The organism is Mycolicibacterium boenickei (assembly GCF_010731295.1).
In the GTDB taxonomy this organism is placed as follows: Bacteria; Actinomycetota; Actinomycetes; order Mycobacteriales; family Mycobacteriaceae; genus Mycobacterium; species Mycobacterium boenickei.
The window spans coordinates 4,891,781-4,916,761 of sequence record NZ_AP022579.1 but is presented as its reverse complement, the minus strand read 5'-3'; the positions used below and the strand labels follow the sequence as shown (position 1 = coordinate 4,916,761).

Sequence of the window (24,981 nt, the reverse complement as noted above, 5' to 3'; positions counted from 1 at the left end):
ACCGTATGGTCATCGCCGGTCTGGTGTTCGCCGCGCTCGCTGCGGCCCTGCATGTCTACATCTTTGTGATGGAGTCGCTGACCTGGACTTCACCGCGCACCCGCGCCACCTTCGGCACCAGTGCGGAGGAGGCGCAGGCCACCAAGGAGCTCGCCTTCAACCAGGGCTTCTACAACCTCTTCCTCGCGATGGTCACGGTGGTCGGCATCGTCGCGGTCGGCCTGGGGCACAACGCGGTCGGGGCCGCCCTCGTGTTCGCCGGTGTCGGTTCGATGCTGGCGGCCGCGGTGGTGCTGCTGACCAGCTCGCCCGACAAGGCGCGGGCGGCGATCACCCAGGGCATCTTCCCGCTCATCGCGGTGGTGTTGCTCGTGATCGGGCTCGCCATTTGATGACTGCTCGCGGAAACTGATTGGCCGCGGGTTCGACTAGCTGCGGTTTTCCACCCACTCGGCCAGCGCAGCCAGGGCCATCCGGGTGCCCGTCTCGTTGTCCGCCGGATCGACGGCGTCAGGGATCCCGTCGTGCTGAATCAGGACCTCGGTGCCGGTTTCCGCATCGCGCAACGTCGTCGTCATCGTCATCTCGCCGGCCATGGCGGGATCGTCGCTCTCGAACTCCAGCACCTCGACGACCCGCTCATCGGGCACCAGCTCGACGAAGCGGCCGTGATAGGTGTCGGTGTGGGCGCTGGACTTTCCGACGGCGTCCGGTGAGTCGTAATGCAGCGAGACGCGGAACGTTCCGCCCTCCCGGGCATCGAATTCGTGGACCTCGCTGCGCATTCCGGCCGGAACCCGCCACGCCGCGATAGCCTCGGCGTCGACGAGCGCCCGATAGACCGCAGCGCGGGGCGCGTTGACGTGGCCGGCGACCCGGGTGCTGCCCATGCCGCCACGCTACATACTGATTGGCCGCGGTCCTGGATAAGGACCGCGGCCGCTCAGGGGATTCTTCCCTTGTGGGGAAGTCTGTTACAGCAACCCGAGCATCTGCAGGTTGGTGATGTACTTGACGATCACCGCCGGGCTGACGTGGGGGATGTCCTTGTCGGGCCCGATCTTGGCTTCCTGCACCGCCGCCCGGAACCGGTCGGTCGGCGCGGCAGCTCCCAGCAGAGGCTGCGACGGCTTCTGGTAGTTGTGCAGCAGTGGCAGCAGGGAGGCCTGACGCTGCTTGTCCGGCAGCGCGCGCAACGCGGTCTCGAAGCGCTGCAACCACTGGCCGTAGTCGTCGATGCGGTGCACCGGGTAACCGGCTTCGATCAGCCAGTCGGTGAACTCGTCGAGGCCCAGGCCGTCGTCGTAGGGGTTCATCACGTGGTAGGTCTCGAACCCTTCCGTGACATGCACGCCCAGCGTCGAGATGGCCTCGGCGATGAACTCCACCGGGAGCCCGTCGTAGTGGGCCCGCTGGCGGTTGCCGTCCGCGTCGAGTTCGTAGAACGAACCGGGCGCGATGCCGGTGGCCACCAGGCTCAGCATCATCCGGGTGAACATGTCGGGCAGGTTGAGCTGGCCCGAGTACGTGGTGTCGGCCAGGATCATGTCGCAGCGGAACACCGCGACCGGCAGCCCGCACAGGTCGTTGGCCTCACGCAACAGGACCTCACCGGCCCACTTGCTGTTGCCGTAGCCGTTGGCGTAGGAATCGTCGACCTGCCGGGTCGGGCTGATCACCCGGATGTCGGCATCCTCGACGAACTCGCCGGGCTTGATGCCCCAGCCCACACCGATCGTCGAGACGTAGATGAACGGCTTGATCTTGGTGGTGAGCGCGATGCGGATGAGCTCGGCGGTGCCGAGGGCATTCGCGTCGAACATCTGGCTGTAGGGCAGCACGTGGTTGACCAGGGCGGCCGGGTCGACGATCAGATCGACGTCATCGGCCAGTCGCTGCCAGGTGTCGTGGTCGAGACCCAGATCGGCCTCGCCCTTGTCGCCGGCGATCACCTCCAGGTGGTCGGCAGCCAATTCCTGGTAGTGCGCAAGCAGTTTCGCGTCACCCACATCGAAGGTGGCATCAAGGCGCGCGCGAGCCTCGGCGTCGCTCTTGGCGCGGACCAGGGCGATGACCTTGCCGTCCACCAGGTCCATGCGCTCGAGCCATTCCAGGGCCAGGTAGCGGCCCAGGAAGCCCGTGGCGCCGGTCAGCAGCACAGTGCGGACCTCGGCCGGAGCCTTGGGCAGGTTCGGCGCTGCGGCCACGGTTTCGGCGTCGAGGAACTTGTCCAACGTCAGGTCGGCGGCGTGCACCTCGGTCGCGTCCCGGCCGTGCACCGACGCGTAGGTCGGGCGCTTGGACCCGTGGCGCTGGCCTTCGATGTAGCCGGCGATACCGGCCAGGTCGGTGGCCGGGCTGACGATCACGCCCACCGGCACATCCACCTCGAAGATCTCGTGCAGCAGATTCGAGAAGGTCAACGCGGACAACGAATCCCCGCCCAGATCGGTGAAGTGGGCGTCGGGCGCGAGATCGGATGCCGCGGCACCCAGCAAGGCCCCGGCGGCCCGGCTCACGGTGTCGAGCACGGGGGCGTCGGCACCGCTGCGGCGCAGTTCACTGAGCTCGTTGGCCTGGCCCTCGGCCAGCTCGGTGTAGAGCTGCTCCAACCGCTCGCCGTAGTGGCTCTTCAGGTTGGGGCGGGCCAGCTTGCGGATACCGGTCAGCAGACCGTTCTCCAGGCTGAAAGGCGTTGTCTCCACGATGAAATCGCGAGGCACCTCGTAGGACTGCAGGCCGGCGGCACGCGCCGCGTCCTGCAGGGAATCGCTGATCGCCTGCTTCGAGACGGCCGGGTCGGTCGGCACCACGACGGCGAGCAGATAGGAGCGGGCGCTGTTGCCGTAGATGAAGATCTGTCGCACCAGCGGGCTGTCTCCGAAGACCGCCTCCAGCTTGGAGACCGTCACGAACTCGCCCTGTGAGAGCTTCAGCACGTTGTTGCGCCGGTCGAGGTACTCGACGTGGTCCGGTCCGAGTTCGGCGACGATGTCACCGGTGCGGTAGTACCCGTCCTCGTCGAACATCTCGGCGGTGATCTCGGGGCGCTTGTAGTACCCGGGGAACATCTGCTCGGACTTCACCAGCAGCTCACCGCGGGGGTGGGGCTGATCGGTGCGGAAGTAGCCGAGATCCGGGACGTCGACCAGTTTGTAGTCGATCACCGGCGGACGCTGGATCTGGCCGTCGACGAAGACCGAACCGGCCTCGGTCGAGCCGTAACCCTCCAGCAGGTGCATGTCGAGCAGGCGCTCCACCCAGGTCTTCATCTCGGCGGAGATCGGCGCGGAGCCGGTCATCGCGGAGACGAACCGCCCGCCGAGCAGATCCTGGCGAACCTCGGCGAGCACCTCGTCTTCGGGGGCGCCACTACGGTCGAGTCGGCTCTGGTACTCCTGGAACAGCATGTCCCAGATGCGCGGCACGAAGCTCAGCTGAGTGGGCCGCACCAGCGCCAGGTCCTCGAGGAACGTCGAAAGGTCGCTGCGCGCAGCGAAATACGCGGTACCGCCCGAGCTGAGCGTGCCGATCAGGATGCCGCGGCCCATGACGTGGCTCATCGGCATGAAGTTGAGGGTGATCGCGGGCAGGACGGCCTGGTTCTCGTCCCAGGTGGCCTTCGAGGCCAGCTGCCACATGTTGGCGACCTTGCTCTCCGGGTACATCGCGCCCTTCGGGGTGCCGGTGCTGCCGGAGGTGTAGATCAGCATGGTCAGCGGGTCGGGCTGACCCGGGGTGTAGAGCGGGGCGTCGGCCAGTGAGCGTCCGCGGTCGAGGACGTCGGCCAACGGTTCGACGACGACGCCGGTGCCTGCCAGGGCTGCCTTGGCGGCTTCGAAGGTCTCACGCTGCGCGTCGACCTGGGGCCGGTAGTCGAACACCACGAGGCGGTGGGGTGCCGGTCCGGACTTCACCAATTCGACTGCGTCGTCGAGGAAGTCGATGCTCGCGGCAATCACGGTCGGTTCGGTCTCGGCGACGATGGGCCGCAGGGTGGTGACCGGGGCGCTGGTCTGCAGCGGCACCGACACGGCGCCGAGCTCGATCAGGGCGGTGTCGATGGTGGTGTAGTCCACGCTGGTGAACCCGAGGATGGCGACACGGTCGCCTGGCTTCACCGGGTGGTTGTGCCAGGCGTTGGTCACCGCCTGGACGCGGTCTCCCAGCTGCCGGTAGGTGATGGTGTCGAATCGGGGGAGCAGCCGGGCCGAGGTGCGGCCGGCAGCGTCGGTGACGAGTTCGACGGCCCGCTGCCCGAGGGCGGGGCGGTCCGCGTACCCGGTGAAGATCCCTTTGACGACGGCGGGCAACCGGAGTTCGGGCTGGGCCACGGCGGCGTTGACGGCGTCGCTGGGGCGGGCGTCGGCGAACTGTGAATCGGTGTCATACAGATGTGCGATGCGGCGTTGGAGCCGGTCCTCGCGTGTTTCGGTGGTCATATCGGTCCCCTGAGCAAATCAAAAAAATATGGTCGGCACGTTTGTCGCGCCTACTGATTACTACGTTAGTAAAACTAATTATATTTCGAGATGCCAGCGCCGAAGGTGCGAGATGCGTCACGCCCGACACGCGCCCGTCCCACAGCGGTGTGGGACGGGCGCGCGGGGAACTCAGAGCAGGCCGAGCTGCTGCAGGTTGGTGATGTACTTGACGATCACCGCCGGGCTGACGTGGGGGATGTCCTTGTCGGGCCCGATCTTGGCTTCCTGCACCGCGGCCCGGAAGTGATCCGTCGGGGCCAGGGCGCCCAGCATCGGCCGCTCGGGCTTCTGGTAGTTGTGCAGCAGCGGCAGCAGCGAGGCCTGACGCTGCTTGTCCGGCAGGGCCCGCAGGGTGCTCTCGAAGCGCTGGATCCACTGCCCGTAGTCAGGGATACGCTCGATCGCATAGCCGGCCTCGATCAGCCAGTCGGTGAATTCGTCCATGCCGAGGCCGTCGTCGTAGGGGTTCATCACGTGGTACGTCTCGAAGCTCTCCACGGACTGACCGCCCAGCGTCGAGATGGCCTCGGCGATGAACTCCACCGGGAGCCCGTCGTAGTGCGAACGCTGCCGGTTGCCGTCGGCATCGAGCTCGTAGAAGGACTTCGGCGCGATACCACTGGCGACGAGGCTGAACATCATCCGGGTGAACATGTCGGGCAGGTTGAGCTGACCGGAGTAGGTGGTGTCGGCCAGGATCATGTCGCAACGGAACACCGCGACCGGCAGCCCGCACAGGTCGTTGGCCTCGCGCAGCAGGACCTCACCGGCCCACTTGCTGTTGCCGTAGCCGTTGGCGTAGCCGTCGTTGATCTTGCGGACCGCGCTCATCTCGCGCACGTCGACGTTCTCGACGAACTTGCCCGGCTCGATCTGATCGCCCACGCCGATGGTCGACACGTACGTGTACGGCTTGATCTTCGTGGTGAGCGCGATCTTGATCAGCTCGGCGGTGCCGAGGGCATTGGGCCCGAACAGCTCGCTGTAGGGCAGCACGTGGTTGACCAGGGCGGCCGGGTCGACGATCAGATCGACCTCATCGGCCAGGCGCTGCCAGGTCTGCCGATCCAGGCCGAGGTTCTCCTCGCCCTTGTCGCCGGCGATCACCTCCAGGTGGTCGGCGGCCAGATCCTGGTAGTGCGCAAGCAGTTTCGCGTCGCCGTCGCTGTTAGGTCCAGCAGTGTCGAAGGTGGCGTCGAGCCGGGCGCGGGCCTCCTCGTCGGACTTGGCGCGGACCAGGGCGATGACCTTGCCGTCGACCAGATCCATGCGCTCGAGCCATTCCAGGGCCAGGTAGCGGCCCAGGAAGCCGGTGGCGCCGGTCAGCAGCACGGTCCGCACCTCGGACGGGGCCTTGGGCAGGTTCGGCGCTGCGGCCAGGGTGTCCGCGTCGAGGAACTTGTCCAGGGTGAGATCGGCGGCACTGACCTCAGCGGCGTGCCTGCCGTGCACCGACGCGTAGGTCGGACGCTTGGATCCGCTGCGCTGCGTTTCGATGTGCGCAGCGATGCCGGCCAGGTCGGTGGCCGGGCTGACGATCACGCCGACCGGCACATCCACGTCGAAGATCTCGCGGAGCAGATTGCCGAACGTCAACGCCGACAACGAATCGCCACCCAGATCGGTGAAGTGGGCATCGGGTCCCAGGTCGGATGCCGCGGCACCGAGCAACGCACCGGCGGCCCGGCTCACGGTCTCCAGCACCGGGGCGTCGGCCGCCCCGGTACGCAGCGCTCGCAGTTCAGCGGCCTGCGTCTCGGCCAGATCGGCGTACAACTGCTCCAGCCGCTCGCCGTAATGCGCCTTCAGCTTCGGCCACGCCAGCTTGCGGATGCCGGTCAGCAGGCCGTTCTCCAGGCTGAAAGGCGTTGTCTCCACGATGAAGTCGCGCGGGATCTCGTAGGACTGCAGGTCGGCTTCGCGGGCGACTTCTTGCAGGGATTCGCTGATCGCCTCTTTCGAAACGCTTGCGTCGGTGGGCACCACGACGGCCAGCAGATAGGGCTGTGCACTGTTGCCGTACACGTAGATCTGTTGCACCAGTGGGCTGTTGCCGAACACCGCCTCCAACTTGGCCAGCGTGACGAACTCGCCCTGGGCGAGCTTGAGCACGTTGTTGCGCCGGTCGACGTAGCGCAGCTGGTCCGGCCCGACCTCGGCGACGACGTCGCCCGTCCGGTAGAAGCCGTCCTCGTCGAACACCGACGCGGTGACCTCGGGACGCTTGTAGTAGCCGGGGAACAGGTTCTCGGTCTTGATCAGCAGCTCGCCGCGCGGGTGAGGCTGATCGGTGCTGAAGTAGCCCAGATCCGGGACGTCGACGAGCTTGTAGTCGAGCACCGGGGGACGCTGGACGACACCGTCGAACAGGGCCATGCCGGCCTCGGTCGAGCCGTACCCCTCCAGCAGGTGAATGCCCAGCATGTCCTGAGTCCAGGTCTTGAGCTCGGGTGAAATGGGTGCCGAGCCGGTCATCGCCGCGACGAAGCGTCCGCCGAGGACCTTGTCCCGCACCTCGGCCAATACCTCGGCCTCGATGGCCGCACGGTCCTGGCCTGCCTCGGCCAGGCGCTGATCGACCCGGCTCTGGTACTCGCTGTGAATCATCTCCCACACGCGCGGAACGAAATTCAGCTCGGTGGGCCGCGTCAGCGCGAGGTCCTCCAGGAGTGTCGACAGATCGCTACGAGCCGCGAAATAGCAGGTGCCGCCTGCGGCGAGCGAGGCGTAGAGGATGCCGCGACCCATCACGTGGCTCATCGGCATGAAACTCAGGTTGATCGCCGAACTCACCGGTCCGAGCCAGGCCTTGCTGTTGCGGCGCCAGAACTTGGCGACCGAGCTCTGCAGGTACATCGCGCCCTTGGGCGCGCCGGTGCTTCCCGAGGTGTAGATCAGCAACGCGAGCGGATCGGTGCCGTCGGACTCCGGGGCCGGCGGCGTCGGCAGTTCATCTCCGCGGTCCAGCAGTTCGGCCAAGGTTTCGACCACGACGGCGGAGCCGATCAGTCGCTCGGCGGCAGAGGCCACGGCGTCGCGGTGATCGTCGATCTCGGGGTGGTGGTCGAAGACGAGCACTCGGGCCGGAGCGTGGGCGGTCAACGCCAGCTCGACGGCGTCGGCGAGGTGGTCGACACTCGCGGCGATCACCCGCGGTTCGGTCTCGGTCACGATCGGCGCCAGCGCCTCGGGCGAGGAGCTGGTCTGCAGCGGGACCGACACCGCACCGAGCTGGCCGAGTGCCGTGTCGATCACGGTGTAGTCGGCGCTGGTGAATCCAAGGATCGCGACGCGGTCGCCGGTCACGACGCCGGAGGCGTGCAGGGCTGCGGCGAGGGCACGGACCCGTTGCCAGAGCTCGCCGTAGCTGATGGTGTCGAACCGGGGGAGCAGGCGCGCGGTCGTGCGTCCCGTGGCCGGGTCGGCGACGAACTCGAGGGCGCGTTCGCCCAGCGCGGGTCGCTCGGAGTAGCCCTCAAGGACGGTCTGGACGATTTCCGGCAGAAGCAGGCCGGGGGCGTCGACGGCGGCGGTGACGGTGTCGCTGGGAATCGCGGCGGCGAACTGTGGATCGGTGGCGGTCAGATCGGCGATACGGCTCGCCAGTTGCTCATCACGAGTATCAAACGACATCAAGAACCCTCTTTACAGATAGCTGAATTAATCACCGGCGCGACGTTGCGCTACCGAACTACTACGTTAGTGAAACTAAACTTATTTCCGGAAAACCAGCTATCTAGCTGTCAATGTGCTGTGAGTCTGGTCGTTCCTGGGTACGAGCAGGGGACGGCCTGATAGCGGCTCAACGGATTGCTGGGACCGCCGCCCGAGCAGGAGCCCGCCCGGCGAGCGCTTCCACCGCCGCCGTGGGATCAGGCACCGCGATCAACAGGTCGCGGGTCGCGGCCAAGGCGGTGGGCGACGGCGCCACGCCGCCGATTGCGTCAGCCAGATCGAGCAGATGCACGGTGGCCTCCATCAGCGCGACCTCGGCGACGACGCCGAGCGTGGTGCTGCCGACGATCGGGTAGCGGATCACCGTTTCGCCGGCCCGGGCCATCTCGGGCATGCGGCGCAGTTGGGCGGCCGCTTCCACGAATCGAGCTGCCGCAGTCGGTGGCGTCAGCGTGGAGGCCTCGAGCACAGCGCGTTCGGCGATCTGGTTCGCCGTGGCGTTGGCGACACCGTCCGGCCGGTTGAAGATGCGCAGCATCTCGGCGGCGTCGGTCACCGCGGGCGCACCGTCGATTCGCGCCTTGGCCAGTTCGTCGAACGTCGTGGCCTCCGGACACACATGGGCGACCAGCGACTGCACGTCCCAGGACTCACAGCGGGTGGTGGTCCGCCACTGGGTGGCGGTGAGGTCGGCGCACCGCTGCCCCCACCGTTCCCATGCGCCGGCCAACTCATCGCGCAGGACAATCTCGACTAGACGCATCCCCTGAGGGTAGGAGCGTTACTGCCACCGAGTTTGGGGTACCCACCGGGGTGTCAAAGGAGGCATCATGACCGAATTCGATACCCGCGGCGGCCGGCTGCGCATGCCCCGCAGTCGCGGGGCCGCCAGCGGCCTTTTGCTGGTTCTGCTGGGAATCTGGGGTGCGCTGATCCCGTTCGTCGGACCGTACTTCGACTTCGCGTTCACCCCGGATCAAGCCTGGGTGTGGACGTCGGCGCGAGGGTGGTTGGAGGTGCTTCCGGGGGCTGTGACGGCGCTGGGCGGCCTGCTCCTGCTGGGTTCGGGTAACCGGGCCACGGCGCATTTCGGCGCATGGCTGGCCGTTTTGGGTGGAGCGTGGTTCGTGGTCGGCCGGGCGCTCGCCGGGCCGTTGGGCATCGGTGACACCGGCATGCCCATCGCCGTGACCGACGCCAAACGCGTGACGCTGGAGTTGGCCTACTTCTCCGGGCTGGGCGCACTGATCGTGTTCCTCGGTGCGATGGCCGTGGGCCGGTTGTCGGTCCGCAGCGTGCGTGACGTCGAGTACGCACAGCGGCCTGCGGCACACGCCGTGTCGGCCGAGCCCGTCGCCGTCGCTGACGCCGAGCCGACCGAAGCCGTGGCCGCGCCCGAGCGCCGGACCTGGGGCGGGATGTTCGGCAGGCGCCACACCCACGCTCATTAGCGCTTCAGAGGTCGCGCAGGATCAGCTCCAGCACATCGAGCCCCTCGATGAGCAGTTCGTCGCTGATCGTCAGCGGCGGCAAGAAGCGCAGCACGTTGCCGTAGGTGCCGCAGGACAGCACGATCACCCCGGCCGCATGGGCGCCTGCGCACAGCGCCTTGGTCAGCTCCGGGTCGGGTGTGGTGGTGCCGGCCTTGACCAGTTCGACGGCGATCATCGCGCCCCGTCCGCGTACGTCGCCGATCCGGTCGTCCTCGGCCTGCAACCGGCCCAGCCGGTCCTTCATCAGCGCTTCGATCTGCTGGGCCCGGGCGACCAGGCCGTCGGCCTCGATGGTCTCGATGGTGGCCAGCGCCGCGGCGCACGCGATGGGGTTGCCGCCGTAGGTGCCGCCCAGTCCGGAGACATGTGGCGAATCCATGATCTCGGCCCGCCCCGTCACCGCGGACAACGGCAGGCCGTCGGCGATGCCCTTGGCGGTGACGATCAGGTCGGGATCGATGCCCTCGTGTTCACACGCGAACATCGCGCCGGTGCGGGCGAATCCGGTCTGCACTTCGTCGGCGATGAACACCACGTTGTTGTCGCGGCACCAGCCCAACAACGCGGGCAGGAACCCGTCGGCCGGGACGATGAACCCACCCTCGCCCTGGATCGGTTCGATGATGACCGCGGCCAGGTTGTCCGCGCCGACCTGCTTCTCCATCACGTCGATGGCCCGTTTGGCCGCGAGTGCGCCGTCGGTGGCCAACTCCTTGCCGAACTCGGCATCGCGGAACGGATAGGACAGCGGCGCCCGGTAGATCTCGGGCGCGAACGGGCCGAAGCCGTGCTTGTACGGCATGGACTTGGCGGTCAGGGCCATCGTGAGGTTGGTCCGCCCGTGGTAGGCGTGGTCGAAGGCGACGACGGCCTGCTTGTGGGTGTGGGACCGCGCGATCTTGACCGCGTTCTCCACGGCCTCGGAACCGGAGTTGAACAGGGCCGACCGCTTCTCGCCGCGTACCGGCGTCAGCCGATTGAGATGTTCGCAGACCGCGACGTACTCCTCGTACGGGGTGATCATGAAGCAGGTGTGGGTGAAGTCGGCGGCCTGCGCGGCCACCGCCTCGACCACGCGCGGCGACGAGTTGCCGATGGTGGTGACGGCGATGCCCGAGCCCAGGTCGATCAGGCGGTTACCGTCGACATCCTCGACGATGCCGCCTCCGGCGCGGGCGGCATACACGGGCATGGTGTTACCGACACCGCGGGCGACGGCCGCGGATTTTCGGCCGATCAAGGCCTCGGATTTGGGGCCGGGAATTGCGGTGGCCAGAAGGCGGGACTGCTCTGGATGGCTCAACACTGCCTCCTCTTTACGGAAGGGCGGCACCGGAAACAACGCGTACTGAGCCTAGCCGCGGGGCCTGCCTGTCGGCGGCGAATGGGGTGGTCCGGGTCGGCGGCGGTATCGTGGCCTCGGTCGCCCTGACATCTGACACAACACGAAAGACATAGTTGACATGGATCTCGTCATTTTTCTGCCCCTGCTGATCGTCATGGGCGCGTTTATGTTCTTCGCGTCGCGTCGTCAGCGCAAGGCGATGCAGGCGACCATCGACCTGCACAACTCGCTGCAGATCGGCGATCGTGTGCACACCACCTCGGGCCTGCAGGGCACGATCACCGGCATCACCGACGACAACGTCGACCTGGAGATCGCCCCCGGCGTCGTCACCACCTGGATGAAACTCGCGGTGCGCGACCGCATCGAGGAGGACACCGAGGTGGACGCCGACGCCGACACCCCGTCGGCCGCGACTGAACTGACCGAGAGCACCGGTGTCACCGACACCGACGGCCTCAAGAAAGACTGACCGCAGAGCACCCAGGACAAGCACGTACCCTTTGCGGTGCTGACGAACTGATCTCGAGGAGACCCTAGAAACGTGGCATCGTCTACGGCGCCGGTGCACCCTGCGCGCTACCTGACACTTTTCCTGGTCCTTCTGATCGGCGTTTATCTGCTGGTGTTCCTCACCGGCGACAAGCAGGCCAAGCCCAAACTGGGCATTGACCTGCAGGGCGGTACCCGGGTGACGCTGACCGCGCGCACCCCGGACGGCTCGACGCCGACCAGAGAGGCACTCAACCAGGCCCAACAAATCATCAGTGCCCGCGTCGATGGTCTCGGCGTCTCGGGCTCGGAGGTCGTCATCGACGGCGACAACCTGGTGATCACTGTTCCCGGCAACGACGGCAGCGAGGCCCGCAACCTGGGCCAGACCGCGCGTCTGTACATCCGGCCGGTCGTGCATGCGATGCCCGCCAAGCCGCCGGCCCAGCAGGGCCAGCAGCCAGGCGCAGGCGCTCCGGGTGCCCCCGCGGCCCCAGGTGGGGCACCGGGTGCCCCGGGCGCGATCCCGGGAATGCCGGGTGTCATCCCCGGTATGCCGGGCGAGGCGCCGGCAGCACCTCCGGCGGGCGAGGCACCAGCGGCACCGCCGGCCGGCGAGCCGGTCCCGGCACCCCAGCCGCGGCCCTACCCGCTGGACCCCGCGCCCACGCCTGGCGAACCGACCCCGGCTCCCGCCCCTGGTGAGCCCGCGCCTGCACCGGCCCCCGCGCCTGCACCGGGTGAGCCCGCGCCGGCTCCGGCACCGCCCAAGCCCGGTGACGCCAAGGCCGCCCTGGCCCAGCGCATCGCCGACGAGAAGGAACTGCGGCAGAGCACCAACCCGTCGATCCAGATCCTTGCCCTGCAGTACCAGGCCACGCGCTGCGGGGAAGAAGATGTGCTCGCAGGCAACGACGACCCGAACCTGCCGCTGATCACCTGCTCGCAGGACGGCCAGACGGTGTACCTGCTGAGCAAGTCGATCATGAGCGGCGAGGAGATCGCCGACGCCACCTCCGGGCTGAACCAGCAGCAGGGCCAGTACGTCGTCGACGTGACCTTCAAGAGCGGAGGCGCCAAGACCTGGGCCGACTTCACTGCGGCGAATGTCGGCACGCAGACGGCGTTCACCCTCGACTCGCAGGTGGTCAGCGCACCGGAGATCCGCGAACCGATCCCCGGCGGGAACACCCAGATCACCGGCCAGTTCACCTCGGACACGGCCAAGGAACTGGCCAACGTGCTCAAGTACGGCTCGCTTCCGCTGTCGTTCGAATCCTCGGAAGCCGAGACCGTTTCGGCGACCCTTGGCCTGTCCTCGATGCGGGCCGGCCTGATCGCGGGCGCAGTCGGTCTGGCCGCGGTGCTGCTGTACTCACTGCTGTACTACCGCGTGCTCGGCCTGCTGGTCGCGCTGTCGCTCGTCGCCGCGGGCGCAATGGTTTTCGCGATCCTCGTGCTGCTCGGCAGGTACATCGGCTACACGCTGGACCTCGCCGGTATCGCCGGTCTGATCATCGGTATCGGCACCACGGCTGACTCGTTCGTGGTGTTCTTCGAACGAATAAAGGACGAGATTCGTGAGGGCCGGTCCTTCCGGTCGGCGGTGCCCCGAGGCTGGGCCCGCGCCCGCAAGACGATCGTGTCCGGCAACGCCGTGACCTTCCTGGCCGCCGCAGTGCTGTACTTCCTGGCGATCGGCCAGGTCAAGGGCTTCGCGTTCACCTTGGGGTTGACCACGATCCTCGACATCGTGGTGGTGTTCCTGGTGACCTGGCCGCTGGTGTACCTGGCCTCCAAGTCTCCGACGATGGCAAAACCGGCCTTCAACGGTCTCGGCGCGGTGCAGCAGATCGCGCGGGAGCGCCGAGAGGCTTCGCATGCGACCGCGGGACGGGGATAAGCACATGGCAGCAGCAAAGAACACCGCCGACGACACGGCCGCCGAGGACGTCAAGGACACCGCAGTGGAGGCGCCGAACATCGAATCCACTTCCGCGGCAATGCCGAAGCATGGATTCTTCGTCCGGCTCTACACCGGCACCGGCGCCTTTGAGGTGATCGGCCGCCGCAAGCTCTGGTACGCGGTCAGCGGCATCATCGTCGCGATCTGCGTCGCCAGCATGGTGCTTCGCGGATTCACCTTCGGTATCGACTTCGAGGGCGGCACGAAGGTGTCGATGCCCTCGGCCGGTTCCGAGGGCATCGTCTCGGTTCAACAGGTCGAGGACGTCTTCAGCAAGACCCTGAACAAGGCGCCCGAGTCGGTCGTGCTGGTCGGCAGCGGCGCCTCGGCGACCGTGCAGATCCGTTCGGAAACCCTGTCCAACGACGAGACCGAAAAGCTGCGGACCGCGCTGTTCGACGCGTTCCATCCCAAGGGTGGCGACGGCCAGCCGAGCAAGCAGGTCATCAGCGACTCGGCGGTGTCCGAGACCTGGGGTGGGCAGATCACCCAGAAGGCGTTGATCGCGCTCGTGGTCTTCGTCGTGCTGGCGTCGATCTACATCGCGTGGCGCTATGAGCGGTATATGGCGATGGCGGCGATGGCCACCCTCGTCTTCGACCTGGTGGTGACCGCAGGTGTCTATTCGCTGGTCGGGTTCGAGGTCACCCCGGCCACGGTCATCGGTCTGCTGACGATCCTGGGTTTCTCGCTCTACGACACGGTGATCGTGTTCGACAAGGTCGAAGAGAACACTCACGGTTTCGAGCACACCACTCGCCGAACGTTCGCCGAGCAGGCCAACCTCGCCGTCAACCAGACCTTCATGCGCTCGATCAACACCAGCCTCATCTCGGTGTTGCCGATCGTCGCGCTGATGGTCGTCGCGGTGTGGCTGCTGGGCGTCGGAACGCTGATGGATCTGGCCCTGGTCCAGCTGGTCGGCGTCATCGTCGGTACCTACTCGTCGATCTACTTCGCCACGCCGCTGCTCGTGTCGTTGCGTGAACGCACTGAGCTCGTGCGCAAGCACACCAAGCGCGTGCTGAATCGCCGGGAGAAGGGCGCCAAGGCGTCGACGGCCACCAAGGACGCGGCGGACGCCTCCGATGCGGACACCGACGACACCGAGACGGTGTCGGCCTCGGTCGCCGCCGAGCCCGCGCCGGCCAAGCCGGCTCCCGGTGCACGACCGGCCGCACGGACCGGACGTCCGTCGGGCAAGCGGAACACCCGGCGGTAAACCGCATGGTTCAGTGGCGGGCCGTCGCCCGGGCACGGACGGCACTGACGGCGGCGACGCTGTCCGTGGTGGCCGTGATGGGCCTGTCGGCGTGTTCGGGCAGCTCGGCCGACGAGATCGACTACGCCGTCGACGGCACCCTGACCACCTACAACACCAACACGGTGGCCGGAGCCGCGTCCGCCGGGCCGCAGGCGTTCGCCCGAGCGCTCACCGGGTTCGCCTATCACGGCCCCGAGGGCCAGGTGGTCGCCGACAACGATTTCGGTTCGGTGTCGGTCGTGGGCCGCGCCCCGCTGATCCTCGACTACGTGATCAGCGACAAGGCGGTCTACTCCGACGGCAAGCCGATCACGTGTGACGACCTCGTGCTGGCATGGGGCGCGCAATCAGGACGGTTCCCCGGGTTCGACGCCGCCAACCGAGCGGGCTACCGCGACATCGCGTCCGTGGACTGCGCCCCGGGCCAGAAGCGGGCCCGGGTGTCGTTTGCCCAGGACCGCGGATTCCTCGACTACGGGCATCTGTTCGCCGCGACATCGCTGATGCCCTCACATGTCATCGCCGACGAACTCAACCTCGGCGACGGCGGAGTGGCGACCGCCCTGCAGAACGGCGACCAGCCGACGATCGACCGGATCGCCAAGGCGTGGAACACCGTCTGGGATCTCAAGCCCGACCTCGACCTCAAGCGGTTCCCGTCCTCGGGCCCGTACCGGATCGACTCGGTGTCCAAGGACGGCGTGGTGGTCCTGGTTGCCAACGACAAGTGGTGGGGGACCCCGGCGGTCACCAACCAGATCGCGGTGTGGCCGCGTGGGGCCGACATCCAGGAGCGGGTCAACCAGGGATCGTTCGACGTCGTCGACATCGAATCCGGATCGTCGGGCCTGCTCAACCTGCCCGACGACTACGTCAGCACGGAAAGCCCCTCGGCCGGTATCGAGCAGTTGATCTTCGCGCCGGGCGGTCCGTTGGCCGCAACGCCGGCGCGGCGGGCCGTGGCGCTGTGCACCCCGCGGGACGTGATCGCCCGCAACGCCGCGACGCCGATCATCAACTCCCGGCTGAGCCCGGTCACCGACGACGCGTTCAGCGCGGCCGAGAACGTGGGCGAGGCCGTGCAATTCGGGGTGGCCAACCCTGACGCGGCCCGCGCGGCGATCAACAACAAGCCGCTGACGGTCCGGATCGGATACCAGACGCCCAACGCCAGGCTGGCTGCGACCGTCGGTGCGATCGCGAAGTCGTGTGCCGCCGCCGGCATCACCGTCCAGGACGCCGGGTCGGCGACGGCCGGGCCGGTGGCCTTGCGCAACAACGAGTTCGACGGACTGCTGGCCAGCACCGGCGGGGCCGCCGGCAGCGGCTCCTCGGGTTCCTCGGCCATCGACGCCTACGCGTTTCATTCGGGCAACGGCAACAACCTGCCCGGCTACGCCAACGAGCGGATCGACGGCATCATCGATGCCCAGGCTGTCTCGTCGGATCCGAAGGAACTGGCGCGGCTGGCGGGGGAGGGCGCGCCGATCCTGTGGAACGACATGCCGACCCTGCCGCTGTACCGCCAGCAGCGCACGGTGCTGACATCGACCAAGATGTACGCCGTGAGCAGCAATCCGACCCGGTGGGGCGCGGGGTGGAACATGGACCGCTGGAAGTTGTCGACGTGAGCGGCGACACGGCCAGGATCTCGGAGCTGGTGAAGAAACTGATCCGGGAGGTTCCCGACTTTCCCGAGCCCGGCGTGCAGTTCAAGGATCTGACGCCGCTGCTGGCCGACGCGCAGGGCCTGGGTGCGGTGACCGACGCCCTGGCCGCCACCGCCGCGGATGCCGATCTGGTCGCGGGACTGGACGCCCGGGGATTCCTGCTGGGTGCCGCCGTCGCGACCCGGCTCGGTGTGGGTGTGCTGGCGGTACGCAAGGGCGGCAAGCTGCCGCCCCCGGTGCACAGCGTCACCTATCAGCTCGAATACGGCAGTGCGACGCTGGAGATCCCGGCCGACGGGATTGATATCGCCGGGCGCAACGTTGTGATCATCGACGATGTCCTGGCCACCGGCGGAACCCTGGGAGCGGCGCGACAGCTGCTCGAGGCGAGCGGGGCCAACGTGCTGAGCGCCGCGGTGGTGCTGGAATTGACGGCCCTCGGCGGTCGGGATGTGGTGGCACCGCTGGAGGTCACCAGCCTGCATACGGTGTGAGGGATATCCTCGAACTCTCGGAGGTTGAGCGGAGGTGACGATGGCCGGCGATACGGGTACGGACGCGACTGCGGGCCAGGCGGTGCAGTCGCCTCCGGCGTTGCCGGGCGCCACGGGACCCGACGCCACGAAGACCAGCGCCTCACGGCGGGTGCGCGCCCGGCTCGCCCGCCGCATGACCGCGCAGCGCAGTGCGGTCAACCCGGTCCTGGAGCCTTTGGTCGCGGTACACCGCGAGATCTATCCGAAGGCCGATCTGCAGCTGTTGCAGCGTGCCTACGACGTCGCCGAGCAGCGTCACGCCGACCAGCTCCGCAAATCTGGTGACCCCTACATCACCCATCCGCTGGCGGTGGCCAACATCCTGGCCGAGCTCGGCATGGACACCACGACGCTGGTGGCCGCGCTGCTGCACGACACCGTGGAGGACACCGGGTACACGCTGGAGGCCCTGACCGCCGAGTTCGGCGCCGAGGTGGGCCACCTCGTCGACGGCGTGACCAAGCTGGACAAGGTGGTGCTCGGCTCGGCCGCCGAGGGCGAGACCATCCGCAAGATGATCATCGCGATGGCCCGCGATCCGCGGGTGCTGGTGATCAAGGTGGCCGACCGGCTGCACAACATGCGCACCATGCGGTTCCTGCCGCCTGAGAAGCAGGCCCGCAAGGCCCGTGAGACGCTGGAAGTCATTGCGCCGCTTGCTCATCGGCTGGGCATGGCCACCGTCAAGTGGGAGCTTGAGGATCTGTCGTTCGCGATCCTGCACCCGAAGAAGTACGAGGAGATCGTGCGGCTGGTCGCTGACCGGGCGCCCTCACGCGATACCTACCTGGCCAAGGTGCGCGCCGAGATCGGCGTGGCGCTGAGCGCGATGAAGATCAACGCGGTCGTCGAGGGCAGGCCCAAGCACTACTGGTCGATCTACCAGAAGATGATCGTCAAGGGCCGCGACTTCGACGACATCCACGACCTGGTCGGTGTGCGGATCCTGTGCGACGAGATCCGTGATTGCTACGCGGCCGTCGGCGTCGTGCACTCGCTGTGGCAACCGATGGCGGGCCGGTTCAAGGACTACATCGCCCAGCCGCGCTACGGCGTCTACCAGTCGTTGCACACCACGGTGGTCGGCCCCGAGGGCAAGCCGCTGGAGGTGCAGATCCGTACCAGGGACATGCACCGCACCGCGGAGTACGGCATCGCGGCGCACTGGCGCTACAAGGAAGCCAAGGGCCGCAACGGAGTTCCGCAGAGCCACGCCGCGACCGAGATCGACGACATGGCCTGGATGCGCCAGCTGCTGGACTGGCAGCGGGAGGCCGCGGACCCCGGCGAGTTCCTCGAGTCGTTGCGTTACGACCTTGCGGTGCAAGAGATCTTCGTCTTCACGCCGAAGGGTGACGTGATCAACCTGCCGACCGGCTCGACCCCGGTCGACTTCGCCTACGCGGTGCACACCGAGGTGGGCCATCGCTGTATCGGCGCCCGGGTCAACGGCCGGCTCGTCGCGCTGGAGCGCAAGCTGGAAAACGGTGAGGTCGTCGAGGTGTTCACCTCGAAGGCGCCCAACGCCGGGCCGTCGCGCGACTGGCAGACCTTCGTGGTGTCGCCGCGCGCGAAGGCCAAGATCCGGCAGTGGTTCGCCAAGGAACGCCGCGAAGAGGCACTGGAATCGGGCAAGGACGCCATCGCGCGCGAGGTCCGCCGTGGCGGACTTCCGTTGCAACGCTTGATCAATGCCGATTCCATGGGTGCGCTGGCCCGCGAGTTGCGCTACACGGACGTCTCAGCGCTCTACACCGCGGTCGGTGAGGGTCACGTCTCGGCGCGCCATGTCGTGCAGCGTCTGCTCGCGCAGTTCGGCGGCGACGATGCGGCCGAGGACGAGCTCGCCGAGCGGTCCACCCCGTTGACCATGCCGGTGCGGCAGCGCAGCACCGACGACACCGGTGTGGCGGTGCCGGGTGCGCCCGGAACCCTGACCAAGCTGGCCAAGTGCTGCACCCCGGTGCCCGGCGACACCATCATGGGCTTCGTGACCCGCGGTGGTGGGGTCAGCGTGCACCGCACCGACTGCACGAATGCGGCTTCGCTGCAACAACAGTCGGAACGCATCATCGAGGTGAACTGGGCGCCGTCGCCGTCGTCGGTGTTCCTGGTGGCCATCCAGGTCGAGGCGCTGGACCGGCACCGCCTGCTCTCCGACGTGACGCGGGTGCTGGCCGATGAGAAGGTCAACATCCTCTCGGCGTCGGTGACCACGTCCAACGACCGGGTGGCGATCAGTCGGTTCACCTTCGAGATGGGCGATCCCAAACACCTGGGTCACCTGCTGAGCGTGGTGCGCAACGTGGAGGGCGTGTACGACGTCTACCGCGTCACGTCGGCGGCCTGACCCCGAGCGCTCCGGTACCGGGCCCGCGCCGGGCGAGGTACACCACACCGGCGACACTGATCCCGAGTACGCAGATCCCTACCGCGATGACGAGGCCGCGCAGCAGTTTGGCGAAAACCGTTGCGGGCAGCACCGCGTCCTGCGAGGACTCCAGTGACAACGAGAACGGCAGCGACCCCGATTTCAGGACGCCGACGAGTGCGCGTGCCGAATCCGCGGTGAAGTCGCCGGTGATCTCTACTCGGCCGCCGGTGATGGCCTCGCGGATCTCCGGGGCGCTGACCACCCGGGTGTCGAGGGTGAACGCGGTCTGGGTGCCGATGTTGGCCGTGGTGAAGTCCGCCCAGGTCTTCGTTCCGGCGCTGGTGAACCCCACGTCGACCACGTACCGGCCCGCGTCCTCGCTGTACCCCGAGTCGGCCTCGTTGATCTCCGCGCCGCTCATGATCGACTTGTCCAGCAGGTAGACGGTTTCTCCGTCTTCGGAGCAGGTGACCAGCGGCAGGTTGGGGTCGTCGTGGCCGGCGAGCACGTCGTCGTCGCCGCAGCGTGTCGCCTGGAACTGCAGCGCCAGGATCTGCATCGAGGGGTCGGTGGCCTGCCGGAGTGTTTTCTCGTCGGAAATACGTTGTGCCTGACCAGGTTTGGCCGTGCCGGGTGCGGGTGTCGATGGGGCGGTCGGCGGGGATTCGGCTTTGGCGGCCATGGCATGGACCACCGGACGGATCATCAACTGCCCTGGCATCGTGATGTCGCGCACCACATCTGGGTCACGACTCGGGATCGTGGCCACCAAGGTATCTCCGTCGGTCGCGACCTCCGAACCGGAGAAGCCCATTCCATGAAGGCGGTTCTCGACGACGTCCCGCATTTTCGCCAGCGCATCGGCCGACGGCGGGGAGCCACTTGAGGACGCGGTCGAGTATGTCAGGCGGGTGGCTTCGCGGTCGGCCCAGATGTGCCGGGTCAAGAACACCGCGGCGACGTAGCCGCCGACCAGTACGACAAGGAACAACACCCCGAGAACGCGGGTCAGGGCGGTGGTTCCGCTGTGTTGAGGAGGCGGGTACTGGACTGGAATCGGATAGGACACCGCAACCTCCTCGTCGGCTCAGCCCACGCTTGCCGATTTGATTGTCACCGGTGTGGCGGGCTTGCCGTCGTCGCTTCCGTCAGCTACCCCGCCATCGGCGATCGCGTCGAGGGTGGCCAGGCCGGTCTTGTCGACGGTGCCGAACACCGTATACGTCGGCGGAAGCAGGGAATCTTCGTACACCAGGAAGAACTGGCTGCCGTTGGTTCCCGGCCCGGAGTTGGCCATCGCCACCGTTCCGCGCGGATAGACCACGGGTTCTTTCACCGCGGGGTCCGAGAGCCGGTACTGGTTGGTCGGGTACTCGTTGGGGAATCGGTAACCGGGTCCACCCGTTCCGGTGCCCGAGGGGTCACCGCATTGCAGCGCCGCGAGGGCTCCGGTGGTCAGCCGGTGACACTCGGTGCCGTCGAAGAATCCCTGGAACGCCAGGCTGGCGAAGTTGTTCACCGTGCACGGCGCCTTGCCATTGGCCAGGTTGAGTCCGATGCTGCCGCGATCGGTGACGATCCCGGCTTCCACCGTGGCCGGTTCGGTCGGCACAGTGCCGGAGTGCGGCGGGGTGGCCGGCCTGGTTGCCGGCGCGGCCGTGGCCGGGTACTGGCAGTTGGCGCCGAGGTTCGGCGGGGGCGCGAACGCGGGCAGTTGCCGGCTTGAGCCCTGCGCTGCCGGGTACCGATCGTGGCGCGGCATGTCCTCGGCGGCTTTGACGACGATGAGACCGAGCACCACGATCAGCACCACCGCCACGATCGAAAGGGCTGTCATCGCGTACCCGATGATCAGGCCCGCGATCGCGATGCCACGGCCCTGCTCACCGCTGCGTTTGAGCTGTGCGAGCGAGATGTGCCCGAACAGGATGCCAAGCGGTGCGAACAGGACCGAGCACACCAGTGCCGCGACCGCCATGCCGTTGGTGCGGGCAGACGGGGGATACCCAGCCGGATATCCCACCGGGTAGCCGCCGTACGGGGGCGGGACAGTCAAATGGCTCCCGCCCTAGTCCAGGGCCACGGACTTCAGCTGGACATCGAGTGCCGGCTTGCCGTCCGGTCCGCCGCCGGCGACACCGGCCGCGGCGATCTTGTCGAGCGTGGCCAGGCCGGTGTCGTCGATCTTGCCGAACACGGTGTAGTTCGGAGGCAGCTGCGAGTCCTGGTACACCAGGAAGAACTGGCTGCCGTTGGTGTTCGGTCCGGCATTGGCCATGGCCAGCGTGCCGCGCGGGTACACCACCGGCTTCTGCAGCGCCGGGTCGTCCGGCTGGAACTGGTTGGTCGGGTATTCGTTGGCGAACTGGTAGCCGGGGCCGCCCGTGCCCTGGCCGGTCGGGTCACCGCACTGCAGCACCGACAGACCGCCCGTGGTCAGGCGGTGGCACGGGGTGTCGTTGAAGTAGTTCTGCCCGGCCAGGCTCGCGAAGCTGTTCACCGTGCACGGGGCCTTGCCGTTGTCGAGCTGGAGCCCGATGTTGCCCTGCGTGGTCACCATGCTGACGCTGACGGTGGCCGGGTCGGTCGGGACCTTGCCGGTGTGCGGCGGGGTGTTCTGCTTGCTGGCAGCGGCCGCGGCCGGGTACTGGCAATTGGCGCCGAGGTCGGCGGGTGCGGCGAAGGCCGGCAGCTGCCCGTCGGCGGTGGGCTGGACAGGCGCCCCCGACGTCGCGGTGGTGGTCTCCGCCGAGGCGGTGGTGCTGCCCGAGTCCTTGCTGGTGAACACGAACGTGGCCACGACGGCGCCGATGACGACGATGGCCCCGACGACGGTGCCGGCGATGGTCACGATGCGTCGCTTGCGTTCCTGGGCGGCACGGCGCTCCAGCTGTTCCTCCAGCTTGCGCTTGGCCGTCTCACGCCGTTCTTGGTTGGTCGGCACCGCAGCAGTCCTCCTTGTGAGCGGTCGGGATTGGTGACGAGTCTGCCAGGCCGACCTGGACTCAGGGTCTGCGACCCGCGGGAACCGCAGGTGGCGGCGCGGCCGTGGGAAACTGGGGCCGTGTTCATTACCGGATTTCCGGCCGGGATGCTGGCATGCAACTGCTACGTGCTGGCTGAGCGGCCAGGGGCCGACGCGGTGGTGGTCGACCCGGGCCAGCGGGCCACCGACCGCCTGCGCCGCATTCTCGACGAGAACCGCCTGACGCCGGCGGCGGTCCTGCTGACGCACGGTCACGTCGATCACATGTGGTCGGCCCAGAAGGTGGCCGACACCTACGGCTGCCCGGTGTACATCCACCCCGAGGACCGGTTCATGCTGACCGATCCGATCAAGGGATTCGGGCCCCGGCTGGCCCAGCTGGCGTTCGGTGTGCTGTTCTCCGAGCCCAAACAGCTGGTCGAGCTGGACCGTGACGGCCAGACCCTCGACTTCGGCGGCGTGTCGGTGACCGTCGACCACACGCCGGGACACACGAGGGGATCGGTGGTGTTCCGGGTCGCCGGGGAGGACACCTTCCCGGGCTCCGGCGCCGACACGGTGTTCACGGGCGATACGCTGTTCCGGTCCTCGGTGGGCCGCACCGACCTGCCCGGCGGCAGCGGACGTGACCTGCTCACCTCGATCGTGACAAAGCTGTTGGTACTCGACGACGACACCGTGGTATTACCAGGACACGGCCCGCGCACGACCATCGGGCACGAACGCCGCACCAACCCGTTTCTCGAAGGTTTGACTCTGTGACATCTGCATTCCAGGCGCCCAAGGGCGTGCCTGACTACCTACCGCCGGAGTCGGCGCAGTTCGTGGCGGTTCGGGACGGACTGCTGACCGCGGCGCGGCGGGCGGGGTACGGCGACATCGAGCTGCCGATATTCGAGGACACCGCGCTGTTCGCCCGCGGGGTGGGGGAGTCCACCGATGTGGTGTCCAAGGAGATGTACACGTTCGCCGACCGGGGTGATCGTTCGGTGACCCTGCGGCCCGAGGGCACCGCCGGAGTGATCCGCGCGGTGATCCAGCATCGGCTGGACCGGGGCGCGCTGCCGGTCAAGCTCTGTTACTCGGGGCCGTTCTTCCGCTATGAGCGACCGCAGGCCGGACGCTACCGCCAGCTGCAGCAGGTCGGGGTGGAGGCCATCGGGGTCGACGATCCGGCGCTGGACGCCGAGGTGATCGCGATCGCCGACGCCGGGTTCCGGTCGCTGGGTCTGGACGGATTCCGCCTGGAGCTCACCTCGTTGGGCGACGACACCTGCCGTCCGGCGTACCGGGAGCTGTTGCAGGCCTTCCTGTTCAAGCTCGACCTGGACGAGGAAACCCGGCGGCGCGCCGAGATCAACCCGCTGCGGGTGCTCGACGACAAGCGGCCCCACGTGCGTGAGATGACTGCCGACGCGCCGCTGATGCTCGATCACCTGTCGGACAGTGCCAAGGCCCACTTCGAGGTGGTGCAGGCGCACCTCGACGCACTCGGTGTGCCGTACGTGATCAACCCGCGGATGGTGCGTGGGTTGGACTACTACACCAAGACCACCTTCGAGTTCGTGCACGACGGGTTGGGTGCGCAGTCCGGCATCGGCGGCGGTGGCCGCTACGACGGCCTGATGAGCCAGCTCGGCGGGCAGGACGTGTCGGGCATCGGCTTCGGGCTCGGTGTCGACCGCACGCTGCTGGCCCTGCAGGCCGAGGGCAAGTCCGTGACCGGTGTCGGCGGCGTCGAGGTGTTCGGCGTGCCGCTGGGCGACGCCGCCAAGCTGGAGCTGGCCAAGCTGGCCGCGCGGCTGCGGGCCGGCGGGGTGCGGGTGGACCTGGCCTACGGCGACCGCGGGCTCAAGGGCGCGATGAAGGCGGCAGACCGATCGGGCGCCAAGTACGCGCTCGTCGCCGGTGACCGCGACATCGAGGCGGGCACCGTCGGGCTCAAGGATCTGGCCACCGGTGAGCAGGTCGACGTCGCCGCCGATTCCGTTGTGGCCGAGGTCCTTTCCCGCCTCGCCGGGTAGCTGCCCCTTTGCACCGCGAGCGTGCGTGTCTGCTGCCCGACACGCCGCATTTCGGCAGCGCTTCGCGCACGCTCACGCGGGCTCAGCGTCCATGTAGTGCCGCGGTGAGGACCGCGTCGAGGTTGCCGATCCCGCCGTTGAAGGGGTTGCCCCGCTTCAGGATCCGATCGCCGCTCGGTGTGACGGCGACGAGCTTGGGCGAGCTGGATCCCAGCTGCATGCGCCGGGCGAACTGCACGTGGGACAGCGGGGCCAGCACTACGCCGTCGGCGTCGGCGAGCACCCCGCGTGCTCTGTCGAGTACGGCCACGGGCCGGTAGCCGGTCAGCGGTCGTCTGTTGTCGGCCTTGATCCGGCCCACCGCGGCGGCCGTCGCGGCGCCGAAAATCAGCCCGGCGGCGAGGAACACCGCGCTCACCACCGGGGGTACGCCACCTCCTCGGCCACCCAGCGCGAGTCCGAGGGTGACCGCGCCGAAGCCGCCGAACACGACTGCCAGTACGCCGAGGACGAAGGCAGTCGTCGCGAGCGGGCCGGTGCCCCGGTCGATGACGACGACGAGTGGGCCCTGCTCGGCCACCACCGTTCCGCCGACATCGGCGAGGACCCGGTACTGCGCGGGTTGGGTCATCGTCGAAGTGTGCCCGTGGTGTGCCGCGAGCGTGCGGGAAA

Annotated in this window: 19 protein-coding genes; 10 read left to right on the top strand and 9 right to left on the bottom strand. The window is 67.8% G+C overall.

Annotated features, from left to right (window positions below; genetic code table 11):
- The first annotated feature begins 5 nt into the window (after positions 1-5).
- Positions 6-392: a DUF1304 domain-containing protein gene (locus G6N57_RS23370; RefSeq protein ID WP_077739182.1), complete on the top strand. Its 387-nt coding sequence runs from the start codon at positions 6-8 to the stop codon at positions 390-392.
- 36 nt (positions 393-428) lie between these two features.
- Here G6N57_RS23370 and G6N57_RS23365 read toward each other — a convergent pair whose 3' ends face one another.
- The 4 genes from G6N57_RS23365 to G6N57_RS23350 form a co-directional block, all read right to left on the bottom strand.
- Positions 429-890, bottom strand: coding sequence for an SRPBCC family protein (locus G6N57_RS23365; protein ID WP_077739183.1), 462 nt, complete (start codon positions 888-890; stop codon positions 429-431).
- An 84-nt stretch (positions 891-974) separates the two neighbouring features.
- A complete protein-coding gene (gene car, locus G6N57_RS23360) occupies positions 975-4,442 on the bottom strand; it encodes a carboxylic acid reductase (RefSeq protein ID WP_077739184.1) in 3,468 nt (1,155 codons plus the stop codon).
- A gap of 171 nt (positions 4,443-4,613) precedes the next feature.
- On the bottom strand, positions 4,614-8,117 hold the full coding sequence (gene car / locus G6N57_RS23355; RefSeq protein ID WP_077739185.1) for a carboxylic acid reductase: 3,504 nt from the start codon (positions 8,115-8,117) through the stop codon (positions 4,614-4,616).
- 169 nt (positions 8,118-8,286) lie between these two features.
- Positions 8,287-8,922, bottom strand: a complete 636-nt coding sequence (locus G6N57_RS23350) for a maleylpyruvate isomerase N-terminal domain-containing protein (protein ID WP_077739186.1) — start codon at positions 8,920-8,922, stop codon at positions 8,287-8,289.
- 67 nt (positions 8,923-8,989) lie between these two features.
- Here G6N57_RS23350 and G6N57_RS23345 point away from each other — a divergent pair, with 67 nt between their 5' ends.
- Positions 8,990-9,610 carry a hypothetical protein gene (locus G6N57_RS23345; RefSeq protein WP_077739187.1) on the top strand — a complete coding sequence of 207 codons (621 nt, stop codon included), beginning with the start codon at positions 8,990-8,992 and terminating at the stop codon, positions 9,608-9,610.
- Positions 9,611-9,614: 4 nt separating this feature from the next.
- Here G6N57_RS23345 and gabT read toward each other — a convergent pair whose 3' ends face one another.
- A complete protein-coding gene (gene gabT / locus G6N57_RS23340) occupies positions 9,615-10,955 on the bottom strand; it encodes a 4-aminobutyrate--2-oxoglutarate transaminase (RefSeq protein WP_077741706.1) in 1,341 nt (446 codons plus the stop codon).
- Between the two features lie 160 nt (positions 10,956-11,115).
- Between gabT and yajC the strand changes: the two genes are divergently transcribed.
- The 6 genes from yajC (at position 11,116) to G6N57_RS23310 (ending at position 19,275) form a co-directional block, all read left to right on the top strand.
- Positions 11,116-11,469 (top strand): preprotein translocase subunit YajC, encoded by a 354-nt coding sequence (gene yajC / locus G6N57_RS23335; protein WP_077739188.1) that lies wholly within the window; start codon positions 11,116-11,118, stop codon positions 11,467-11,469.
- 72 nt (positions 11,470-11,541) lie between these two features.
- Entirely contained in the window at positions 11,542-13,392 is a 1,851-nt protein-coding gene (gene secD / locus G6N57_RS23330) for a protein translocase subunit SecD (RefSeq protein WP_097926381.1), read from the top strand.
- 4 nt (positions 13,393-13,396) lie between these two features.
- Positions 13,397-14,677 (top strand): protein translocase subunit SecF, encoded by a 1,281-nt coding sequence (gene secF / locus G6N57_RS23325; RefSeq protein ID WP_077739190.1) that lies wholly within the window; start codon positions 13,397-13,399, stop codon positions 14,675-14,677.
- Positions 14,678-14,682: 5 nt separating this feature from the next.
- Positions 14,683-16,350: an ABC transporter substrate-binding protein gene (locus tag G6N57_RS23320; protein ID WP_077739191.1), complete on the top strand. Its 1,668-nt coding sequence runs from the start codon at positions 14,683-14,685 to the stop codon at positions 16,348-16,350.
- Positions 16,351-16,367: 17 nt separating this feature from the next.
- Positions 16,368-16,883, top strand: a complete 516-nt coding sequence (locus tag G6N57_RS23315; RefSeq protein WP_174814588.1) for an adenine phosphoribosyltransferase — start codon at positions 16,368-16,370, stop codon at positions 16,881-16,883.
- Positions 16,884-16,923: 40 nt separating this feature from the next.
- The gene (locus tag G6N57_RS23310; RefSeq protein ID WP_077741707.1) at positions 16,924-19,275 is read left to right on the top strand and encodes a RelA/SpoT family protein; all 2,352 of its coding nucleotides are present in this window, start codon (positions 16,924-16,926) and stop codon (positions 19,273-19,275) included.
- Here G6N57_RS23310 and G6N57_RS23305 read toward each other — a convergent pair.
- The 3 genes from G6N57_RS23305 to G6N57_RS23295 are packed head-to-tail and all read right to left on the bottom strand — an operon-like array spanning position 19,259 to position 22,243.
- Positions 19,259-20,368, bottom strand: a complete 1,110-nt coding sequence (locus G6N57_RS23305; protein ID WP_077739193.1) for a SecDF P1 head subdomain-containing protein — start codon at positions 20,366-20,368, stop codon at positions 19,259-19,261. The genes G6N57_RS23310 and G6N57_RS23305 overlap by 17 nt on opposite strands.
- 18 nt (positions 20,369-20,386) lie before the next feature.
- Entirely contained in the window at positions 20,387-21,355 is a 969-nt protein-coding gene (locus G6N57_RS23300; protein WP_077739194.1) for a peptidylprolyl isomerase, read from the bottom strand.
- A gap of 12 nt (positions 21,356-21,367) precedes the next feature.
- Positions 21,368-22,243 (bottom strand): peptidylprolyl isomerase, encoded by an 876-nt coding sequence (locus G6N57_RS23295; protein WP_077739195.1) that lies wholly within the window; start codon positions 22,241-22,243, stop codon positions 21,368-21,370.
- 120 nt (positions 22,244-22,363) lie between these two features.
- Between G6N57_RS23295 and G6N57_RS23290 the strand changes: the two genes are divergently transcribed.
- Complete coding sequence (locus G6N57_RS23290; protein WP_077739196.1) at positions 22,364-23,047, top strand: MBL fold metallo-hydrolase; 684 nt, start codon at positions 22,364-22,366, stop codon at positions 23,045-23,047.
- On the top strand, positions 23,044-24,309 hold the full coding sequence (hisS, locus tag G6N57_RS23285) for a histidine--tRNA ligase (protein ID WP_077739197.1): 1,266 nt from the start codon (positions 23,044-23,046) through the stop codon (positions 24,307-24,309). Before G6N57_RS23290 ends, hisS begins: the two co-directional genes overlap by 4 nt.
- Positions 24,310-24,391: 82 nt before the next feature.
- Here hisS and G6N57_RS31825 read toward each other — a convergent pair whose 3' ends face one another.
- Complete coding sequence (locus G6N57_RS31825) at positions 24,392-24,940, bottom strand: hypothetical protein (RefSeq protein ID WP_174814507.1); 549 nt, start codon at positions 24,938-24,940, stop codon at positions 24,392-24,394.
- Positions 24,941-24,981 lie beyond the last annotated feature (41 nt).

What these genes read in the sequence shown, in the direction of transcription:
- G6N57_RS23370 (WP_077739182.1), top strand. Translation starts at nt 6, where the DNA reads ATGGTCATCGCCGGTCTGGTGTTCGCCGCGCTCGCTGCGGCCCTGCAT.
- G6N57_RS23365 (WP_077739183.1), bottom strand. Translation starts at nt 890, where the DNA reads ATGGGCAGCACCCGGGTCGCCGGCCACGTCAACGCGCCCCGCGCTGCG.
- car (WP_077739184.1), bottom strand. Translation starts at nt 4,442, where the DNA reads ATGACCACCGAAACACGCGAGGACCGGCTCCAACGCCGCATCGCACAT.
- car (WP_077739185.1), bottom strand. Translation starts at nt 8,117, where the DNA reads ATGTCGTTTGATACTCGTGATGAGCAACTGGCGAGCCGTATCGCCGAT.
- G6N57_RS23350 (WP_077739186.1), bottom strand. Translation starts at nt 8,922, where the DNA reads ATGCGTCTAGTCGAGATTGTCCTGCGCGATGAGTTGGCCGGCGCATGG.
- G6N57_RS23345 (WP_077739187.1), top strand. Translation starts at nt 8,990, where the DNA reads ATGACCGAATTCGATACCCGCGGCGGCCGGCTGCGCATGCCCCGCAGT.
- yajC (WP_077739188.1), top strand. Translation starts at nt 11,116, where the DNA reads ATGGATCTCGTCATTTTTCTGCCCCTGCTGATCGTCATGGGCGCGTTT.
- secF (WP_077739190.1), top strand. Translation starts at nt 13,397, where the DNA reads ATGGCAGCAGCAAAGAACACCGCCGACGACACGGCCGCCGAGGACGTC.
- G6N57_RS23320 (WP_077739191.1), top strand. Translation starts at nt 14,683, where the DNA reads ATGGTTCAGTGGCGGGCCGTCGCCCGGGCACGGACGGCACTGACGGCG.
- G6N57_RS23310 (WP_077741707.1), top strand. Translation starts at nt 16,924, where the DNA reads ATGGCCGGCGATACGGGTACGGACGCGACTGCGGGCCAGGCGGTGCAG.
- G6N57_RS31825 (WP_174814507.1), bottom strand. Translation starts at nt 24,940, where the DNA reads ATGACCCAACCCGCGCAGTACCGGGTCCTCGCCGATGTCGGCGGAACG.